Annotated in this window: 18 protein-coding genes; 12 read left to right on the top strand and 6 right to left on the bottom strand. The window is 66.0% G+C overall.

Annotated elements, in window-relative coordinates; genetic code table 11:
* The first annotated feature begins 4 nt into the window (after positions 1–4).
* From ACQY46_RS04460 to ACQY46_RS04445, 4 genes are read left to right on the top strand one after another with little or no spacing between them, the layout of a single operon-like run.
* A complete protein-coding gene (locus ACQY46_RS04460) occupies positions 5–1,000 on the top strand; it encodes an alpha-ketoacid dehydrogenase subunit beta (RefSeq protein ID WP_428699090.1) in 996 nt (331 codons plus the stop codon).
* Positions 990–2,312, top strand: a complete 1,323-nt coding sequence (locus ACQY46_RS04455; RefSeq protein WP_428699089.1) for a biotin/lipoyl-containing protein — start codon at positions 990–992, stop codon at positions 2,310–2,312. The genes ACQY46_RS04460 and ACQY46_RS04455 overlap by 11 nt, the downstream gene beginning before the upstream one ends.
* A 19-nt stretch (positions 2,313–2,331) precedes the next feature.
* Entirely contained in the window at positions 2,332–3,762 is a 1,431-nt protein-coding gene (locus tag ACQY46_RS04450; protein ID WP_428699088.1) for an NAD-dependent succinate-semialdehyde dehydrogenase, read from the top strand.
* Positions 3,763–3,773: 11 nt separating this feature from the next.
* Positions 3,774–4,655, top strand: a complete 882-nt coding sequence (locus ACQY46_RS04445; protein WP_428699087.1) for a 2-oxo acid dehydrogenase subunit E2 — start codon at positions 3,774–3,776, stop codon at positions 4,653–4,655.
* Between the two features lie 19 nt (positions 4,656–4,674).
* Here ACQY46_RS04445 and ACQY46_RS04440 read toward each other — a convergent pair whose 3' ends face one another.
* Genes ACQY46_RS04440 through ACQY46_RS04425 form a run of 4 tightly spaced genes read right to left on the bottom strand, consistent with a single transcriptional unit; the run spans position 4,675 to position 8,330 of the window.
* Entirely contained in the window at positions 4,675–6,162 is a 1,488-nt protein-coding gene (locus ACQY46_RS04440; RefSeq protein WP_428699086.1) for a tripartite tricarboxylate transporter permease, read from the bottom strand.
* Positions 6,162–6,611, bottom strand: coding sequence for a tripartite tricarboxylate transporter TctB family protein (locus tag ACQY46_RS04435; RefSeq protein ID WP_428699085.1), 450 nt, complete (start codon positions 6,609–6,611; stop codon positions 6,162–6,164). Before ACQY46_RS04435 ends, ACQY46_RS04440 begins: the two co-directional genes overlap by 1 nt.
* A gap of 1 nt (position 6,612) precedes the next feature.
* Positions 6,613–7,569, bottom strand: coding sequence for a tripartite tricarboxylate transporter substrate binding protein (locus ACQY46_RS04430; RefSeq protein WP_428699084.1), 957 nt, complete (start codon positions 7,567–7,569; stop codon positions 6,613–6,615).
* A gap of 29 nt (positions 7,570–7,598) precedes the next feature.
* On the bottom strand, positions 7,599–8,330 hold the full coding sequence (locus ACQY46_RS04425; RefSeq protein WP_428699083.1) for a GntR family transcriptional regulator: 732 nt from the start codon (positions 8,328–8,330) through the stop codon (positions 7,599–7,601).
* Positions 8,331–8,416: 86 nt separating this feature from the next.
* Between ACQY46_RS04425 and ACQY46_RS04420 the strand changes: the two genes are divergently transcribed.
* On the top strand, positions 8,417–9,196 hold the full coding sequence (locus ACQY46_RS04420; RefSeq protein ID WP_428699082.1) for an amidohydrolase family protein: 780 nt from the start codon (positions 8,417–8,419) through the stop codon (positions 9,194–9,196).
* Positions 9,197–9,230: 34 nt separating this feature from the next.
* On the opposite strand, the gene ACQY46_RS04415 is transcribed toward ACQY46_RS04420, so the two are convergent.
* Complete coding sequence (locus ACQY46_RS04415) at positions 9,231–10,013, bottom strand: IclR family transcriptional regulator (protein WP_428699081.1); 783 nt, start codon at positions 10,011–10,013, stop codon at positions 9,231–9,233.
* A gap of 177 nt (positions 10,014–10,190) precedes the next feature.
* Here ACQY46_RS04415 and ACQY46_RS04410 point away from each other — a divergent pair, with 177 nt between their 5' ends.
* From ACQY46_RS04410 to ACQY46_RS04380, 7 genes are all read left to right on the top strand, one after another.
* On the top strand, positions 10,191–11,705 hold the full coding sequence (locus ACQY46_RS04410) for an ABC transporter substrate-binding protein (RefSeq protein ID WP_428699080.1): 1,515 nt from the start codon (positions 10,191–10,193) through the stop codon (positions 11,703–11,705).
* 156 nt (positions 11,706–11,861) lie between these two features.
* Positions 11,862–12,779: an ABC transporter permease gene (locus ACQY46_RS04405; RefSeq protein ID WP_428699079.1), complete on the top strand. Its 918-nt coding sequence runs from the start codon at positions 11,862–11,864 to the stop codon at positions 12,777–12,779.
* Between the two features lies 1 nt (position 12,780).
* Positions 12,781–13,680 (top strand): ABC transporter permease, encoded by a 900-nt coding sequence (locus tag ACQY46_RS04400; RefSeq protein ID WP_428699078.1) that lies wholly within the window; start codon positions 12,781–12,783, stop codon positions 13,678–13,680.
* The gene (locus ACQY46_RS04395) at positions 13,677–14,672 is read left to right on the top strand and encodes an ABC transporter ATP-binding protein (protein ID WP_428699077.1); all 996 of its coding nucleotides are present in this window, start codon (positions 13,677–13,679) and stop codon (positions 14,670–14,672) included. The genes ACQY46_RS04400 and ACQY46_RS04395 overlap by 4 nt, the downstream gene beginning before the upstream one ends.
* Positions 14,669–15,646 (top strand): ABC transporter ATP-binding protein, encoded by a 978-nt coding sequence (locus ACQY46_RS04390; protein ID WP_428699076.1) that lies wholly within the window; start codon positions 14,669–14,671, stop codon positions 15,644–15,646. The genes ACQY46_RS04395 and ACQY46_RS04390 overlap by 4 nt, the downstream gene beginning before the upstream one ends.
* 12 nt (positions 15,647–15,658) lie before the next feature.
* Positions 15,659–17,233 carry a gamma-glutamyltransferase gene (locus ACQY46_RS04385; protein ID WP_428699075.1) on the top strand — a complete coding sequence of 525 codons (1,575 nt, stop codon included), beginning with the start codon at positions 15,659–15,661 and terminating at the stop codon, positions 17,231–17,233.
* 1 nt (position 17,234) lies between these two features.
* Positions 17,235–18,647 carry a M20 family metallopeptidase gene (locus ACQY46_RS04380; RefSeq protein WP_428699074.1) on the top strand — a complete coding sequence of 471 codons (1,413 nt, stop codon included), beginning with the start codon at positions 17,235–17,237 and terminating at the stop codon, positions 18,645–18,647.
* A 90-nt stretch (positions 18,648–18,737) separates the two neighbouring features.
* On the opposite strand, the gene ACQY46_RS04375 is transcribed toward ACQY46_RS04380, so the two are convergent.
* Positions 18,738–19,454, bottom strand: coding sequence for a GntR family transcriptional regulator (locus ACQY46_RS04375; protein WP_428699073.1), 717 nt, complete (start codon positions 19,452–19,454; stop codon positions 18,738–18,740).
* Positions 19,455–19,590 lie beyond the last annotated feature (136 nt).

Raw genomic sequence — 19,590 nt, 5'->3', positions numbered from 1 at the left:
AACCATGCGCGAAATCACCCTGTCCCAGGCCGTCAACGAAGCGCTTGCCGAGGAAATGCGGCGCGACCCGACCACCTTCATCCTGGGCGAGGACGTGGCGGAGGCCGGCACGCCCTTCAAGGTGCTCTCCGGCCTTGTCGAGGAATTCGGCACGGACCGGGTCATCGACACACCGATCGCGGAGCCGGGCTTCATGGGGATCGCCGTGGGCGCCGCCATGACCGGCGCGCGTCCGATCGTCGACCTGATGTTCGGCGACTTCATCTTCCTGGTCATGGACCAGCTCTGCAACCAGGCCGCCAAGATCCACTACATGTCCGGCGGCAAGCTGAACGTGCCACTGGTGCTGCGCACCAACCTCGGCGCCACCCGGCGCTCCGCCGCCCAGCACTCGCAGTCGCTGCAGGCGCTGGTCGCGCATATTCCCGGACTGAAGGTTGCGCTGCCATCCTCTGCCTACGAGGCCAAGGGGCTGCTGAAGACGGCGATCCGCGACAACAACCCCGTCGTCATCTTCGAAGACAAGCTGATGTATAACGACAAGGCCCCGGTGCCCGAGGAGGAATACCTGATCCCCTTCGGGGTCGCCAACGTGCTGCGCCAGGGCTCCGACATCACGCTGATCGCGACCTCGTCGATGGTCCAGGTCGCCGAACAGGCGGCCGCGCTGCTGGACCGCGACGGCATCCGGGCCGAGGTCATCGACCCGCGCACCATCGTCCCCCTGGACGAGGAAACGCTGCTTGCCTCCGTGCGCAAGACCAGCCGCGCCATCGTCATCGACGAAGGCCACCAGAGCTATGGCGTCACGGCCGAGATCGCCTCGCGGCTCAACGAGAAGGCCTTCTACCATCTCGACGCGCCTGTGCTGCGGATGGGCGCGATGGATGTGCCGGTGCCGTTCTCGCCTGCCCTGGAAGATCTCACCGTGCCGACCGCCGAGCGTGTTGCCGGCAATGCGCGCCGGCTCTGCGCCGGGGAGATGATCCATGCCGCATGAGGTGATCATGCCGGCTCTTGGAATGGCGCAGGAAACCGGCCTGCTGGTCCGCTGGATCAAGCAGGCCGGCGATGCCGTGACCGAAGGCGAGGCGCTGTTCGAGGTCGAGACCGACAAGGCGACGATGGAGGTCGAGGCGCAGGCAACCGGTTATCTTGCCGATGTCAGCGCGGGGGAAGGAGACGCCGTACCGGTCGGCGCGGCAATCGCCCGCATTTGCGAAACGCCCGCCACGGACGCCCCGCCGAAGGCAGAGGCGGCCGCGGAGCAACAGCCACGCAGCGGAACCGCGCTTCCCGAAGGCGAGCAGGTGATCATGCCCGCCCTTGGCATGTCCCAGGATCAGGGGCTGATCGTCAACTGGCGCAAGGCACCCGGCGACAGCATTGCCAACGACGACGTTCTCTTCGAGGTGGAAACGGACAAGAGCACCGTGGAAGTTTCCGCCGGACACACCGGGTATCTCGCGGCGGTCCTGGCGAAGGCCGGCGACGAAGTTCCGGTCGGCGAGACCGTTGCAATCATCAGCGTCGCCCGCCAGCAGACCCCGGTCGATCAAGCCTGGAACGCGGCCTCGGCGGTTCACGCCTCCCCCACCGAAACATCCCCTACCCGCCAGACGTCGACGGGCGCGGGTGCCGTCGCGACGCCACCGGCGCGGCGTCCGGCACCGCCGGCAAGCGGGCGCATTCTCGCCTCTCCCAAGTTGAGACGGCTTGCGCTCGAGCGTGGTCTTGAGCTTGAAAAGCTCGCGGATGCGGGCCATTCCCAGCCGTTCCATGCGCGGGATCTGGAAGAACTCGAACGACTTTGCGCCGCTGGTCCCGCAGCGGCCGCCGAGGGACGGGCCGCGCGCCGGGCCACCGCCCGGCTTGCCTTCGACGGTTTCTCGCCCTTTGCCTCCTGGGCAAGGGAGAATGGCGTGACCGATCCCGCCGCCCTGCTCGCCGGGCTCGCCGCCACGTCCCTGCGTCGCAGTGGAGACACGCCGCGCGACAACATCGTCATCGCCGTCGAGGTCTTCGGTGCCAGGCGCCACTATCACGATGCCGACCTTCCGACCCTTCGCGGCGGTCTCGTCGAAGAGGTCGGCGACACAGCCGACCTGATCCTGCGCGACCTTCGCCAAGGCCCGGTTGCCTGTGTCGCGATGGGTCCGGAAGCGGCCCCGGTGCTGACACTGACGGGATCCGGCAACGCCCTCGAGATCACCTTCGAATGCGGCGCGGAGCAACTCTCGGCGCACGCCGCTCTCACCCTCCTGTCCGAATTCGCAGGCCGGATGGAGCAACCGCTCCGCCACCTGCTCTGATCCCTGGAAGGGCCACCCAATGGATTTCACCGACCTCTACATCAACGGTTCCTGGCGCGGCGGATCGTCGAACGAACGGTTCGACGTGGTCAATCCGGCCACCGAGGAGACACTCGCGTCCGTGGCATCCGCGGACATTGCCGATGCGGATGCGGCGCTGGATGCCGCAAAGGCCGCGATGAAGGAATGGGCCGCACGCACCCCGCGCCAGCGCTCCGAGGTACTGCGCAAGGCATGGGAACTGATGAGCGCCCGTCTGGAGGATTTCGCCCGCCTGATCACGCTGGAGAACGGCAAGGCCCGCGCCGACGCCATTGGCGAGGCCGCCTATGCGGCCGAGTTCTTCCGCTGGTTCGCCGAGGAAGCAGTCAGGGCCGACGGCCTGATCACCCGGGCGCCGGCCTCCGGTGCGAGGATCATCGTCCAGCACCGCCCCGCAGGGCTTGCGGTTCTTGTGACCCCCTGGAACTACCCCGCCGCCATGGGCACCCGCAAGATCGCTCCGGCGCTGGCCGCCGGTTGCAGCGTGATCGTAAAGCCCGCGTCCGAGACACCGCTCACCATGCTGGCGCTGATGCCGCTGCTGGAGGAAGCCGGCGTGCCCCCCGGCGTCGTCAACGTGCTTCCCTCGCGGCGCACGGGGCCGGTTGTCGATCACATGCTGCGCGATCCGCGGGTGCGGGTGATCAGTTTCACCGGATCCACCCAGGTGGGCCGGACATTGCTGCACTCTGCGGCCGATCAGGTGCTGAAGCCGGCGATGGAGCTCGGCGGCAATGCCCCCCTGATCGTGTTCGAGGATGCCGACCTGGACGTCGCGATCGACGGCACCATGCTCGCCAAGATGCGCAATCTCGGCGAGGCCTGCACCGCCGCCAACCGCATCTATGTACACGAGGCGGTGGCGGGCGAATTCACGCGCAGGCTCACCGAACGCATGTCCGCGCTCAAGACCGGTGACGGAAGCGATCCTTCCGTCGATGTCGGCCCGCTGGTCAATGCCCAGACGCGGGACAAGGTCGCCGCCTTCGTGGAAGACGCCCTCACAAAGGGCGCGCGCCTTGAATGCGGCGGCCGGATACCGGAGGGCAAGGGCTTCTTCTACCTGCCGACGGTCCTTTCCGGAGTGCCGGACAATGCCGACTGCCTGCGCGACGAGATTTTCGGCCCGGTGGCCGCGATCCAGATATTCACCGACGAAGAGGAGGTGATCGCCCGGGCCAACGACACCGAATACGGGCTGGTCGCCTATGTGTTTTCAGAGGACATGAAGCGGGCGCTGCGCGTCTGCGAAAGGCTCGACTACGGCATGGTGGGGCTGAACCGGGGGCTGGTGAGCGACCCGGCCGCACCCTTTGGCGGCACCAAGCAGTCCGGCCTCGGCCGCGAGGGCGGCCACGAAGGCATGCTCGAATTCATGGAAACCCAATACATCGCCGCGAGCTGGTGAGGGAGGCCGAGATGTCCCAGGTTATCGCCAGCCCGACCGTGCGCAGAATCGCACGGGAGAAGGGCATCGACCTCGACGCGCGCGCCCGGGAGCTCGGGCGCGAGACGCTGGCCCGGGAGGACCTGGAAACTGGGCACGGCCCCGCCCGGGCGGATACCGGCCATGGAACCTGCTGGGACGTCGATCACGCCAGGTACGGCCCTGTCAGCGAAGAGCCGATGGCGCGCTTCGCACAGGTCGCCGCCCGCAATCTCGCGGCGGCCCAGGTCCTGATCCCGGCGGTGACACATCACGAGCGGGCCGACATTTCCGCTCTCGAACAGTTCCGCAAGTCCCTTAAGCCGGAGGCCGAGGCGCGCGGCGTGAAGCTCACCGCCCTTGCGTTCCATGTGCGAGCTCTGGCGCGGTGCATGCGCGACTTCCCCCGCTTCAATGCCTCGCTCTCGCCTGATGGCGACCGGTTGATCCTGAAGGACTACGTGCATATCGGCATCGCCGTCGACACGCCGCACGGGCTCATGGTGCCGGTGATCCGCGATGCCGACCGCAAGGGCATCTGGCAGATCGCCCGGGAGATCGCCGACCTTTCCGGCCGAGCCCGGGAACGAAAGGTCAGAGCGGAGGAAATGGGCGGAGCCTCGACCTCCATCACCAATCTCGGCGCGATCGGCGGGACGGCCTTCACGCCGATCGTCAATCCGCCCGAGGTCGCCATTCTCGGCATCACGCGCAGCGAGACCGTCACCGTATGGGATGACGGGACGCCGCGTCCGGTGCCCATGGTCCCGCTCGATCTCAGCTACGACCACAGGGTTATCAATGGCGCGGATGCGGCGCGGTTCATGGCAAGACTGTGCGAACTTGTCGCCGACCCGCGGCGGATGCTGATCTAGAGGTCGAACGCGGGCTGTTTCAGCCGCGCCGTCGCCGCCGGAACGCCTTGACGAGCGGCCAGAGGATCATGCCGAGCGTCGCGATGGCGAGGGTGGCGGAAATCGGGCGTGTCAGGAGGTCCAGAGGATCTCCGCGGCTGAGCAGAAGGGCGCGGCGAACGCTTTGCTCGGCCATCGGGCCAAGAATCATGCCGAGAATGATCGGGGCGAGCGGCACATTGAGCTTTTCGAGGAAGTAACCGGCCGTTCCCGCCGCCAGCATCACCCACAGATCGACCGGCCGGCCGTTGATGACATAGACCCCGACGCACATCAGGACCAGGATCGCGGGCACCAGAAGCACGCCGGGAAGCCGCTGGATCTGGGCGAAGACGCGGGTTGCCGCCGCGCCGCCGACCAGGAAGATCAGCACCGAAGTCAGCAGCATCTCGATCATGAAGCCACCGACCAGCACCGGGCTCTGATGGAAGAGCTGCGGTCCGGGCTGCAGCCCGTGGATCATCAGCGCGCTGAGCACCAGCGCGGCGACCACGTTGCCCGGAATGCCAAGCGTCAGCGCCGGGATCATGGAGGCAGCGTTGTCCGCATTGTTTCCGCATTCCGCAGCAGCGACCCCTTGCGGGTTGCCCTTGCCGAAACTGCCCGGATCATCGGAGGCATTTTTTGCGGCGTTGTAACTCAGGAAGGCGGCGATGTTGCCGCCCGCTCCGGGCAGGATACCGACGGCTATTCCAATCAGCGACGAGCGAAGCCAGGTCGGGACAAGCCGCCTGATCTCGCCCGGGGCAAACGGAACGCCGGAAAGCTTCAATTCGGATGCCGACAGTCCTTTCAGGTCGCATTTCTCGGCGAGCTGCAGCACCGGCGGCAAGGCATAGAGCCCGACCAGCACCACAATCAGGTCCAGACCGCCGAGCAGCCAGGTCTGCCCGAAGGTGAAACGGGCCTGGCCGGACAGCGGATCGATGCCCATGGTGCCGATCAGGAGACCGAGCGCGGCCGCCATGACACCCTTGACCGGATCGCTGCCGACCATGACGCCAACGGAGGCCATGCCGAACATCGCGATCCAGAAATACTCGGCCGGGCCGAAGAACAGAGTAACGCGCGCCAGCACGGGACCGATGGTCATAAGCGCCAGGGCACTGGCAATGCCGCCGATGGCCGACGACCAGCAGGCGATCTTCAACGCCTTGGACGCCTCGCCACGGTCCGCCATGGGGAAGCCGTCGAACGTGGTCGCGATCGACGCAGGGGTACCGGGAATGCGCAGCAGGATCGCGGGGATCGCGCCGCCATACATCGACCCGTTGTAGATGCCGGCGACCATGGCAAGGGCGACCAGCGGATCCATCGAATAGGTCAGCGGAAGCAGAAGCGCGATCGCCATGACGGGGTTGAGCCCGGGCAGGGCGCCGATCAGCACGCCGAGCAGGGTCGAGCCGAGCATTGCCGCGAGCGGGCCGGCAGTCATCACGGCCAGCACCGCATTGGTGAAGAAATCCATCAGTCTCCCCCGAACCGCGACACGGACCACAGCTCCGCCGGCAGCGGCTTTTCGAGCACCACCGAGAAGACCAGCCAGACAAGGACGATGAAGCTCGCGCCGACGACCAGCGTGTAGAGCGGCCGCCGGAAGCCGAGCAGAAGCGGCAGGCACAGCATCAGCAGGGCCGACGCCGTATAGAAGCCGAGCGGCACGACGAGAGCCACATAGGCAATGCTCGCCGCAAGCGCCTTCGTCATGTTTCCCGGAACGTCGACAAGGCGGCGGGCGACGTCCGCCCGGGCACGCGCCGCCCGCAGGATGACCAGCGAACCGCACAGGGTCAGGAACAGTCCCAGCACCATCGGGTAGCTGCCCCCGGCGCCGGAATAGGAGGCCGCCTGCCAGGCAGCACCCAGACCGAGGCCGGCGAAGAGCAGGCCGAGGGCGATGTCCTGACCCCGCTCCATGCTACTTGCCCAGGCCCAGGTTCCTGGAAACGACGGCAAGCGCATCGAACTCGGCCTGAAGGCGGGCGCCGAGATCCGCTCCCTTCACCACATTGGGCACTTCACCCTTGGAGGCGAGAAACTCGACATAGGAGGGATCGTTGACCGCTTCGTCGATCACCCTGGCGAGCTTGTCGACAATCGCCTGGTCGAGCCCCTTGGGACCGAGAATGGCGCGCCACAGAAGGGTCTCCTTGTCACCCAGCCCGAGGCTGTCCAGTCCAGCGGCCCCCGGCAGCGCCGGCACCGCCGCGGCGGACGTCACCAGGAGGCATTTGGCCTCCCTTGCCTCGACATAAGGCAGGACCGGGGAAATCGAGCCGCCATAGATATCGACATGCTTGCCGAGGAAATTCTGCAAGGTCTCGCCGGCGCCGCCGAAGGGAATCGCCACGGCCTTGATGCCACGCGCCTGGAAGATGCGCTCGGCCGCCAGTTGCATCGTACCGCCGATGCCGTCGTTGCCGTAGGTGTACTTGTCCGGATTGGCCGCGAGTTCGGCCAGGAACTCCTCGCCGGTCGCGGCCGGAAAGTCCGGCTGGACGCAGAGCGTGTAGGCCGTCTCGGACGTCGAGGCTATCGGGGTGAAACTGTCCAGCCCGTAGGCGACGTCCTGCACCTGCGGCACGGTGGTCAGCGGGCTGTTCCAGGTGGCGAACAGCGAGTAGCCGTCGGGCCTGACCTGCATGAACTGCGAGGCACCGACCGACCCGCCGCCGCCGCCGACATTGAGGACGGCAATGGAGGTCCCGAGCTTCTCCTCGAGCAGCAACGCCAGCTTGCGGGCGCTGGTGTCGGTGCCGCCGCCGGCCCCGGCGGGGATGGTCAGTTCGATGGGACGCTCGGGATATTCGGCAAGCGCGGGCATGGCGGTGCAGCCGAGCATGGCGCCTGCGACAATGATCTTCGTGATTTTCATCTGCTTCTCTCCCTAGGGCAGTTTTTTCGTCAGCCGATTTCGCTGCGGTAATGGAATTGCGCGGCACTGCCGCGGGCGACACGCCACTCGACCGGCGTGCCGTCGATGTCGAAGGCAGTGCGCTTGATGATCGCCAGCGGGTCGCCGGGTTTCAGCTTCAGGCGGGCGGCGACCTGCCCGTCGGCACGCCCGAAGGAAAGGTCATCGGTCGCACGCTTGACCAGCACGCCGAAGCGCTCGAAATAGAGCGGATAGAGCAGCGGTCCGAAGGCGCTGTCCGGCAGGGTTTCGAAGCCGGAAAAGCGGTCGGCGCGAATGTAAAGCTCCTCGAAAAGAACCGGCTGATCCGACAGGCTGCGCAGGCGAATGATGCCGATGGCATCGCTCGTGCCCAGCGCGAGCGCCGCTTCCTTCGGCGCCTCGGTGCGGGCGCGCAGGATCAACTCGCTGGTCGGGATCGAGGCGGGCGCCCCGTCGGCGCCCCGGACCTGGAAGAAGCGAAAGAGCGTCGCGTCGAAGGAAGGCCGGCGCAGATAAGTCCCCGATCCCTGGCGCCGTTCAAGCAGGCCTTCCGCCACCAGCCCGTCGACCGCCTTGCGCACCGTGCCGACAGAAATGCCGTACTCGTGCGCCAGCCGCGCCTCGGACGGGATGGGATCGCTGCCCCCCCACTCTCCGCTGGCAATGCGCGAGGCAAGCGCGTCGCGCAGCCTTGCATAGGCCGGCAGCCGCTCGTCCGCGCTCGGAATTCTGGCCGTCATCGTTTCATCCTCCCTGCATGCTTCATTAGCGATATTGACCCATTCAGTCAACCAGTCATATATATGAATTATCACGAGGACTTCACATGATCCGATTCGACTGCCATGCCCATGTCTACGAGACGCTGACCCCGGCCAGTGGCGCGCGCTACGTGCCGGCAGGCCCAGCGCCGCTTTCGGACTGGCTGGCGCACGGGGCCCGCCACGACATCGCGGGCGGGGTGCTTGTCCAGGTCAGTTTTCTGGGCTTCGACAATTCCGAGCTTTGCGCCGCGCTTTCGAAACTGGACAGGCGCCGGTTCGCCGGCATTGCCGTCGTGCCCTTCGACGTATCGGAGGCGGAACTGGACCGGCTCGCCGCCTCGGGCGTGCGCGGCATGCGCTGGAACCTCGTGCGAGGCGCGGCCCTTCCCGACTTCGGGGCGACAACTGTCGGCCGTCATCTGGAGCATCTGCGCAGGCGCGGGCTGCATGTCGAGATCCAGCTGGAAAGTCCCAGGCTGCCCCTGGTCGTCGCCCCGCTGCTCGATCGCGGACTGACGGTCGTGGTCGACCACTTCGGCCTGCCGGGCGAGCACGAGCCCGCCCCGCCTTCCTGGCTGCACACGCGCTCTGCCGCGACCGCTGCCGAGCGGCTCTATGTCAAGTTTTCAGGCGCCTATCGCAGTCCCGTCGAGATAGCGCCTCACGCCAAGGCCCTGCTTGACGCGCTGCCCGCCGATCACGTCGTGTGGGGCAGCGACTGGCCGCATACCCAGCATGAAGACCGCATCGACTACGACCGGACCGTGGCCGAGCGCGGCGCATGGCCGGAGTTCTCCGACGCGCTCGCGGCGCGCAACCTCTACGGCATCGAACCGGCCTGACGGCAGCGCGGCCGGTAACGGCGGCGGCGCGATGTCAGGCCTTGCCCTGCGCCGGAAGATGGATGGAGTTCGCCACTTCGATCAGGTGCGGCGCGATTTCCTCGCACACTCTTTCGAGCGACCATTTCAGGCTCGAGATCGAGCATTGGACCGTTGCCACCGGGCGCCCGTCGGCGGTCGTGATCGGCGCCGCGATGCCGATTTCGTTCATGATGTTCTCGCTCTGGGTCAGGCCGTAGCCGCAGGCAACCGCCTTCTCGATTTCCTCGGCGATCTTCGCGCGGTCCAGCGTGGTCTTCGGCGTCAGCGCGGTAATCGGCCAGGTCGCGATCGCCTCCTTGCGCTCGGCCTCGCCAAGCCGGGCGATCATGGCCCGGCCGCTCGAGGTCGTGAGAGCCGACAATCGCCGGCCCGCGATCATCGCGCCGAATGCCGTCAGCTGCGTCGGGATGCGGATCACGTAGACGATCTCTGTCCCGGCAAGGCGGGCGACATTCACGCGCTCTCCGAGCTGCTTGCCGAGCTCGATCATCTTGGGCATGGCCAGCTGAACGAGAGGGTCCGCCCACTGATAGGCATTGCCGAGTTCAAGCAATTTTACCGAAGGACTGTAGCGGCGAGAATCCGGGTCCTTGTGCAGGTAGCCGATCTTGTGGAGCGTGTTCGTCAACCGCTGGGCAGCACTCTTGTCGAGGCCGGTCAGTTCGGCGATTTCCGTAAGCCCCAGAACGGTGTAGCGCTCGCCGAACGCATTGAGAACCCGCATGCCCTTTTCCAGGGACCCGACGAACAACGTGTCCTGCTTGTCCTTCCCCACGCGAGCTCTCCCTGTCGGTTCCGCCGAAGATTTGCGCAAGAGCGCCATCGAACGGGCATTCTGGATTCTTGACACGCGCAAACGCGCTTCATACGCTCAACTATAATACGGTTTGACGTATTATTATATAATAAAACCCAACCAGAGGGACCGGTCCCCGTGCCGGTTAAAAAGCAGATGAACCCACGTCTCCTGATGAGTTCCGTCGCATTGACCTTGGCCATGGTTGGCAGCAGTGCCCTGGCCGACAAGGCAAGCGACACGCTCAATGCCGCTTTCACCAAGGAACTGGAATCGGTCGACAGCTACTTCAACTCCGCCCGCGAGGGCGTCATCCTGCAGCGCTCGATCTGGGATGGCCTGCTCTACCTCAACCAGGAAACCGGCGAGTACGAAGGCAATCTCGCCACGTCGTGGCAATGGGTGGACGACACCACGCTCGAGATGAAGCTCCGCGAAGGCGTCAAGTTTCACAATGGCGAGGAATTCGACGCCGACGACGTCGTCTACACGGTGAAATTTGTTGCAAACCCGGAGAACGGCGTTGTCGTCCAGCGCAATGTCAACTGGATGAAAGACGCCGAGAAGATCGACAAGTACACGGTCCGCATCACGACGAACGGTCCGTTCCCCGCCGCCCTGGAGTTCCTCGCCGGTCCGGTGTCGATCTATCCGAACGAGTATTACGCCGAGGCGGGTCCCGCCGGCATGGCGCTGAAGCCGGTCGGCACCGGCCCCTACATGGTCGAGAGCGTCGATCCGGGCAAGCATTTCGTCCTGAAGAAGTATGACGGCTACCATGGCGGCCCGAAGGGCAAGGCAACGATCGGCACGGTCGACATCCGCACCATTCCCGACGTCAACACCCAGCTGGCGGAGATGTTCAGCGGCGGCCTCGACTTCATCTGGGGCGTACCGGCCGATCAGGCGGAAAAGCTCGCGGCGATGGGCCGGCTCAACGTCGTCAACGAAAGCACGATGCGCATCGGCTATCTCGAACTGGACGCGGCCGGCCGCAGCGGCGCCGACCACCCGATTACAAAGCTGGCCGTTCGACAGGCGCTCATGCACGCGATCGATCGCAAGGCGATCGTCGACAACCTGCTCAAGGGCAAGTCGAAGGTCGTCCACTCGGCCTGCTTCCCGACACAGTTCGGCTGCGAGCAGGACGTCACCACCTACGAGTACGACCCGGAGAAGGCCAAGGCCCTTCTGGCCGAGGCCGGTTACCCGGACGGGTTCTCCGTCGACCTCTACGCCTATCGCGACCGGAGCTATGCCGAGGCGATGCTGGCCTATCTCGCGGACGTCGGCATCACGGCCAACCTCAAGTATCTTCAGTACTCGGCCCTGCGCGACATGCGCCACAAGGGCGAAACCAGCATGAGCTTCCAGACCTGGGGCTCCTACTCGGTGAACGATGCGTCCGCGATCACCAGCCAGTTCTTCAAGCATGGCGCCGAGGATTTCGCGCGCGATGACGAAGTGAAGGCCTGGCTCGACGTCGCCGACACGGCCGTCGATCCGGAGGTGCGCAAGGAGAACTACTCGAAGGCGCTCAAGAAGATCGCCGACGAGGCCTATTGGGTGCCGCTGTTCTCCTACAACGCGAACTACGTCTTCACCAAGGACGCGGCCTACACGCCGACGCCCGACGAGGTGGTGCGCTTCTTCCACGTGCGCTGGAACTAGCCCCGCTTGCGAGCATCCCGCGCCGCATGCCGGCGCGGGATGTCTCCGGTCCGCCACCGCTTAACCGCTCCCGCAACAGGGGGCGCGACAGGCAGCCAGGGGATGGCCGCGCCTTCCTTCACGAGGAAGCCGGAAGCCTGACGATCGGAACAACACATGCTTATCTTCACGTTGAAACGGCTGGGACTTGCCGTCCTGGTGACGCTGACGGTGTCGCTGCTCAGCTTCAGCCTGCTGTTCATGTCCGGCGACCCTGCCTCCGCGATCGCCGGCGAGAACGCGAACGCCACCGACATCGAGGCCATTCGCGCGCTCTACGGGTTCGACCGTCCGTTCATGGTCCAGTATGTCGACTGGCTGTCGGGCGCCCTGACCGGGGATTTCGGCCAGAGTTATTATTTCAAGCTGCCGGTCTCCACCCTGATCGCCGACCGGTTGTCGACGACCATGCTGCTGGGCGTGTGCGGCATCTCCTTCGCCCTTCTGACCGCCATTCCCCTTGGCGTCCTGGCCGCCATGCGTCCCAATTCGCTGATCGACCGGGGAGCGCTGTTCCTGTCCGTGATGGGGCAGGCGATGCCGAGCTTCTGGTTCGGCCTGGTGCTGATCGTCATCTTCTCGATCCAGCTCGGCTGGCTGCCGCCGTCCGGTTCCAGCAGCTGGAAACACTTCATCATGCCGACCATCGTGCTTGGCTACTACGCCATGCCGGCAATCATGCGCCTGACCCGCGCCGGCATGCTGGAAGTGCTCAACGCGGACTACATCCGTACCGCCCGCGCCAAGGGCGCCAGCGAGATGCGGGTGATGTTCAAGCATGCGCTGCGCAACGCGGTGGTGCCGGTGGTCAGCCTCGCCGCTGTGCAGATGGGCTTCATGCTCGGCGGTTCCATTGTCGTGGAATCCATCTTCGCCCTGCACGGCGCCGGCTATCTTGCCTGGGAATCGATCTCCCGAAACGACCTGCCCACCGTCCAGGCGCTGATCCTGATCTTCTCCTGCTTCTACATCGTGTTCACGTTCCTGTCGGATCTCGCCAATGCCTGGCTCGATCCGCGCATCCGGGTGGGCTGACATGGCGCGTACAATCGAAACGGTTACCGAGGAGCTGCGCGCGCCGAGCCCCGCCGCCATCCTGCGCAAGCGTGTCTTCGGCCATTACGGGCTCGTCTTCGGGTTGACGGCCCTTGCCGTGATCGTCCTGATCGCGCTGCTCGCGCCGCTGCTGGCCGGCCACGATCCCTATGCCCAGAACCTGGTGGCGCGCATGAAGCCGCCCTTCTGGATGGCCGGCAGCGACCCCGAACACCTGCTGGGCACCGACCATCTCGGTCGCGACTATCTGGCCCGGCTCCTCTACGGCGCCCGCATCTCTCTCGCCATCGGCCTGTTCGCGGCGCTGATCTCCGGCCTCATCGGCACGGCGATGGGGGTTGCCGCCGGCTATTTCGGCGGACGCGTCGACCTCGTCGTCACCTTCCTCATCAATGTGCGACTGGCCATGCCGGTCGTGTTGGTGGCGCTGGCGGTCGTCGCCATTCTCGGCGGCTCGCTGCAGGTGGTGGTCTGCGTGCTCGGCCTGCTCCTGTGGGACCGTTTCGCGGTGGTCATGCGCTCCTCCGTCCTGCAGGTGCGCGACCTGGAATATGTCAATGCCGCCAAGGCAATCGGCTGTTCGACACGGCGCATCATCCTGCTGGAGATCATGCCCAACGTGGTCAACAACCTGATCGTTGTCGTGACCCTCGAAATGGCGCACGCGATCCTGCTGGAAGCCGCCCTCTCCTTCCTCGGCCTTGGCGTCCAGCCCCCGACCCCGTCCTGGGGCCTGATGATCTCGGAGGGCAAGCAGATGATGCTCTTCGAGCCCTGGCTGATCGCCATTCCCGGCGTCGCGCTCTTCGTCCTGGTGCTTGCCATCAACCTTCTCGGCGACGGCCTGCGCGACGTGACCGCACCGGAGAACAGGGGATGACCATGACCACGGAACCGATCCTCAAGGTCGAGAACCTGACCATCGACGTCCCCATGGCACAGGGCACGCTGCATGCCGTGCGCGGCATCGACTTCGAGCTGCGGCGCGGGGAGACGCTCTGCATCGTCGGCGAGAGCGGCAGCGGAAAGTCGCTCACCTCCCTCGCCCTGATGGGGCTGTTGCCCAAGAAGATGCGCTGCAAGGCGGCGAGGCTCGACTTCTCCGGCATCGACCTGCAGCGCCAGACGCCGAAGGCGATGCGCGCCCTGCGCGGCGACCGCATGGCGATGATCTTCCAGGAGCCGATGACCTCCCTGAACCCCGCCTACACGATCGGCGACCAGCTGATGGAGGCGCTCCTGCTGCACCGGCCCGTCAGCAAGGCGGAGGCGCGGGAGCGTGCCATCGAGCTGCTTGGCAAGGTCGGCATCACGGCGGCCGAAAGCCGGCTCGGGCAATACCCGCATCAGCTCTCGGGAGGCCTGCGCCAGCGCGTCATGATCGCCATGGCGCTGATGTGCGAACCCGAACTGATCATCGCCGACGAGCCGACCACGGCGCTCGACGTGACAATCCAGGCGCAGATCCTGCGGCTGCTCGCCGACCTGCAGCGCGAGATGAACATGGCGATGATCCTGGTCACCCATGATCTGGGCGTCGTTGCTCGGATCGCCGACAAGGTCGTCGTCATGTATGCGGGCGAGGTCGTCGAGAACGGCAGCGCGCGGGAGATCTTCGAGAGCCCGCGCCATCCCTATACCAGGGGCCTGCTGCGATGCATCCCGGTGCCCGGAAAGACCAAGCCCGGCGAGCATCTGGGGTCGATCCCCGGCATCGTGCCGTCCCTGATCGGCAAGGTCGAAGGCTGCGCCTTCCGCTCGCGCTGCGAGCTGGCGGAGGACGCCTGTTCCTCTCCCGTGCCCGTCCGGCGCCCGGGAACGGACCATGCCTATCGATGCATACACGACTTTGCGGGAGGCACATCGGCATGAGCGACACGGCAACTCCCCCGGTTCTCGAACTCGCCAACGTCACCAAGACCTATCAGGTGAAGCAGGGGCTCTTTTCCGCTCCCAAGCCGCTTCACGCCCTGGGAGGTGTCAGCCTGCGCATCCACAGGAAGGACGTGCTCGGCCTCGTGGGCGAATCCGGTTGCGGCAAGTCGACGCTGGCGAAGGTCCTGCTCGGCCTCGAGGTTCCCACATCCGGCAAGGTTCTGGTCGACGGCAAGGAGATCACGCCCCGGGAGCGCAAGCTGCAGGCCCGGCGCATCCAGCCGATCTTCCAGGATCCGTATTCCTCCCTCAACCCGCGCAAGAGCATTGAGGACATCATCGCCCTGCCGCTTGTTGCCCACCGGATCGGGGACGCCGCGTCCCGCGCCAGCTCGGTGCGGCGCATGCTCGATCTTGTCGGCCTGCCGCAACGGGTGCTGAAAGGCTATCCCAACCAGCTTTCCGGCGGACAGCGCCAGCGGGTCGCCATCGCACGGGCGCTGGTCATGAACCCGGAAATCGTCATCTGCGACGAACCCACCTCCGCGCTCGACGTGTCCGTCCAGTCCCAGATCCTCAACCTTCTGGGCGACCTGCGCGAGGAGCTCGGGCTGACCTATCTCTTCATCAGCCACAATCTGGCGGTGGTGGAGCACCTGGCGACGCGCGTGGCGGTCATGTATCTCGGCCGGGTCGTCGAGGAGGCACCGGCGGCCGAGCTGTTCGCCGGGCCCCGCCACCCCTACACGCAGGCCTTGCTGGAATCCGTGCTCACCCCCGACCCGAACCTGTCGGTGCCCGACACGCATCTGGGAGCCAGCTATCCCAACCCGATCGCGCCGCCGACGGGATGCCACTTCCATCCCCGCTGCGCGCAGATACGCGATATCTGCAAGACCGCCCCGCCCCCGCATGTGACCGGTCCGAACGGCCACGTGGACTGTCATCTCCACACCCTGCCGACAACCTGAGCGGATACATCGATGAGCAATTTTTCCAACTCGCAAACGGTGCGCAAACACGTCGTCGAGACACGGGGCGGCGTGGTCGCCGCCCAGCACCGCGTGGCCGCGGAAACCGGAGCAGCGGTGCTTGAGGCGGGCGGTAACGCCATCGACGCGGCCGTCGCCGTTTCCTTCGCCATCGGCGTCGTCGAGCCATGGATGAGCGGGCCGGCCGGCGGCGGTGCCATGGTGATCTGGCGCGAGCAGGAGCGGGAGGCGCGCACGGTCCAGTTCGGCATGCGCTCGCCGGCAACGCTCGACCCCGCCCGCTACCCCCTGTCGGGCAACAAGACCGCGAGCGACCTGTTTCCATGGGCAGCCGTGGTCGAGGACCGGAACATCCAGGGCGCGACGGCCATTGCGGTGCCGGGAACCGTTGCCGGAATGGAACTTGCCCACGGCACCTACGGAACCCTTCCCTGGAAGGACCTTGTGATGCCGGCGGCGCAGCTCGCCGACGACGGCATGCTGGTCGACTGGTACGCCTCGCTTGTCATCGCCTCGGTGGCACGGGAGCTGGCCAAGGACGCGGATGCCGCAGCGCTCTTTCTCGATGACGGCACCTGGCCCAAGGTGGCCGGCTGGACGGCCGTCTCCCAGGCGCGCCTGAACCAGGAGAAGACGGCGGCAACATTGCGCCGGATCGCCGAGGCGGGCGCACGCGACTTCTATGAAGGCGACATCGCCGCCGCGCTCGCCGCAGACATCCAGGCCAAGGGCGGCTTCCTGTCGCCCCAGGACCTTGCCGCCTACAAGGCATTGCTGACGCCGGCGCTGGACGTCGCCTATCGCGGCGGTGTGGTTCATGCCGCCGCGGGCCTTACCGCCGGCGGAAACCTCGCCGAATGCCTGATGCTGATGGAAGACGCCTTCACCCCCGGCGCCGCGCCGGACGCCCGCAGCTTCACGGAGACCGCCCGCGCACTTGGCAAGACCTACGAGCGCCGCCTGCGCGAGATGGGGGACAGCGAGGCGCCGCATGCGCCGTCCTGCACAACGCATTTCAGCATTGTCGACCGGCACGGCAACATGTGCGCGGTCACGCAGACGCTGCTGTCGCTCTTCGGATCGCGCGTCGTCTCCCCGTCCACCGGACTGTTGATGAACAACGGCATCATGTGGTTCGACCCGGAGCCCGGCAAACCCAACTCGCTTGCCCCGGGCAAGGCCTGCCTGATGAATGTCTGTCCGGCGATCGGGGCGAAGGACGGACGCCGGTTTGCGATCGGGGCCTCCGGCGGACGCAAGATCCTGCCGGCCGTCCTGAACCTCACCTCCTTCCTGATGGATTTCGGCATGTCGCTGGAAGAGGCCTTCCACCACCCCCGCGTCGACAACAGCGGCGGCGGCGCGATCGTCGCCGACGAGACTCTTTCGCCGGAGATCATCGCGGCGCTGGAAGCCGTACACCCGGTCACGACGACCAGACGGACCGTCTTTCCCTATGCCTTCGCCTGCCCGGCCGGCGTGATGCGCGAAAACGGCATGAACATGGGTTGCACGGAAATCATGTCGCCCTGGGGCGATGCAATAACCGAAAACAAGGGAGCCTGACGTGGCCGACCGCGACAGCGCCATCGCGCGCATCGACACCTATCTGACATCCGGCGCCTACGAGCAGGAGCTCGGCCGAATGATTGCCTTCGAGACGGAAAGCCAGGATCCGGGCCAACGCCCGGAACTGATGCGCTACCTGATCGAGGAAATCGTGCCGAAGCTCGAGAGCCTCGGCTTCTCCCACCGCGTCATGACCAATCCGGTCGACCCGTCCGTTCCCTTCCTCTTCGCCGAGCGTATCGAGGACCCGACGTTCGAGACCGTTCTGACCTACGGCCATGGCGACGTGATCCGGGCACAGACAGACCAGTGGCGCGAGGGGCTGCATCCCTTCCGCCTGGTACGCGAAAGCGACAAGCTCTACGGGCGCGGCACCGCCGACAACAAGGGCCAGCACTGTATCAACATCGCCGCGCTCAGGACGGTCATCGAGGAGCGCGGCGCGCTCGGCTTCAACTGCAAGATCGTCATCGAGATGGGCGAGGAATGCGGCTCGCCCGGCCTTGCCGAGCTGTTTTCGCAGAACCGCGAGACCTTCGCCGCCGACGTGCTGATCGCCTCCGACGGGCCGCGCCTGCACCCCGACCGGCCGACCCTGTTCATGGGGTCACGTGGCGCGGTCAATTTCGACCTGCGCGTCGAGCTGCGCGAGGGCGCCCACCATTCGGGCAACTGGGGCGGGCTCTTGCGCGATCCGGCGATCGTGCTTGCCCATGCCATTGCCAGCATCGCCGACCGTCGCGGCCAGATCCAGGTGCCCGAATGGCGCCCGACAAGCCTGACGCCCAATGTGCGCGAGGCGCTGAAGGACTGCCCGGTCGGCGGTTTCGACGGCCCGCAGGTCGATGCCGACTGGGGCGAGGAAAGCCTGACCCCGTCCGAGCGTGTCTTCGGCTGGAACAGTTTCGCCGTGCTGGCCCAGTCAAGCGGCGTGCCGTCGGCGCCGGTCAACGCGATCTCGGGACGCGCCAACGCCCATTGCCAGCTGCGCTATGTAGTCGGCACCGATCCGGACGACATTCTTCCGGCCCTGCGCCGTCACCTCGACACCCATGGCTTCGGGATGGTCGAGATCATTCCCGCCGACCGGGGTTTCTTCCACGCAACGCGCCTCGACCCCGACCATCCCTGGGTCACGCGGGTCAAGACCTCGATCGAGGCGACCACGGGCAAGAAGCCGGCGATCCTGCCGAACCTCGCCGGCTCACTGCCCAACGAGACCTTTGCCGACATTCTCGGCCTGCCGACCGTCTGGGTGCCGCATTCCTATCCCGGCTGCTCCCAGCATGCGCCGGACGAGCACACCCTCCTGCCAATGACCCGGGAGGCCCTCGCCATGATGACCGGCCTGTTCTGGGATCTCGGCGAGGCGAATGCAGCGCGCCGGCAAGCGGCAGAATTGTCCGCCTGAACCCCGGGGAATGAAACGCCGGACCCTGCCGACCCCGGTCGGCAGGGTTCAAGCCGCGAAGGCGGTCCTTGAAAATTGCCCTGTCGGCAGTCAGCCAGGTATCTGCAACGCGTCCCTGAGCGCCAGCCCGTCCTTCGGCCGCAGGTCGAGATCGGCCTCCAGATGGTCGATATGATGCAGCACGAGACCACTCAGGCGTTGGACATCCCGGTCCCTCAACGCCGCCAGAATGCCCTCGTGCTCGCCGTGGCCGCAGCTTGATGCCCCGGACTTTCCGTAAAGCGCGATGACGAGGGAGGAGCGGGCAATCAGCTCTTCCATGAAGCGCTTGAGAATGGCGTTGCCGCCGACCGAGGCCAGCAGAAGATGGAAATCGCCCGACGCCTTGATCTCGGCGCGGCGCGCATTCGGCCCGCGTTCCGACAGGAGGCGGGCCTCCTCGCGCAGGTGTTCGGCAAACGCGTCGATGTCGGCTTGCGTGACCCTTGCACATGCTTCCGTCGCGATGGCCGGCTCGATCAGGCGCCGCGAGGCGAAGACCTGCCGCGCCTCTTCCGGAGACGGATTGGCGACAAAGGCGCCGCGATTGCGCTCGCTGCGCACCAGCCCCTCGAAGGCCAGCATCTGCAGGGCCGAGCGAGCCACCGTGCGGCTGACGTCGAACAGGGCCCCCACCTCACTCTCGGAGAGCTTGGCCCCCGGCGCGAGACGACGGTCGACGATGGCATCGCGCAGATGGTCGTGTATCGCCTGCGCGCGATCCTCCGCACCGTCCACCCTGTCGTTTCCGACGCGTGCGATGTTCATCCCAGCCGGTTCCATGTGGTTCGTTTAGTCCCGATATCGCCAACAGGGAAGATGGTTTTCAAACGCAATCGCCCTGAAGATTGCATACAATCATCGCATTAAATCGAAAGCAATCGCACATCATTTATGCACCCCC

The organism is Stappia sp. (genome assembly GCF_965276915.1).
In the GTDB taxonomy this organism is placed as follows: domain Bacteria; phylum Pseudomonadota; class Alphaproteobacteria; order Rhizobiales; family Stappiaceae; genus Stappia.
Note: the sequence above shows the minus strand (reverse complement) of the source record. Positions and strands in the feature narration are given on the sequence as shown.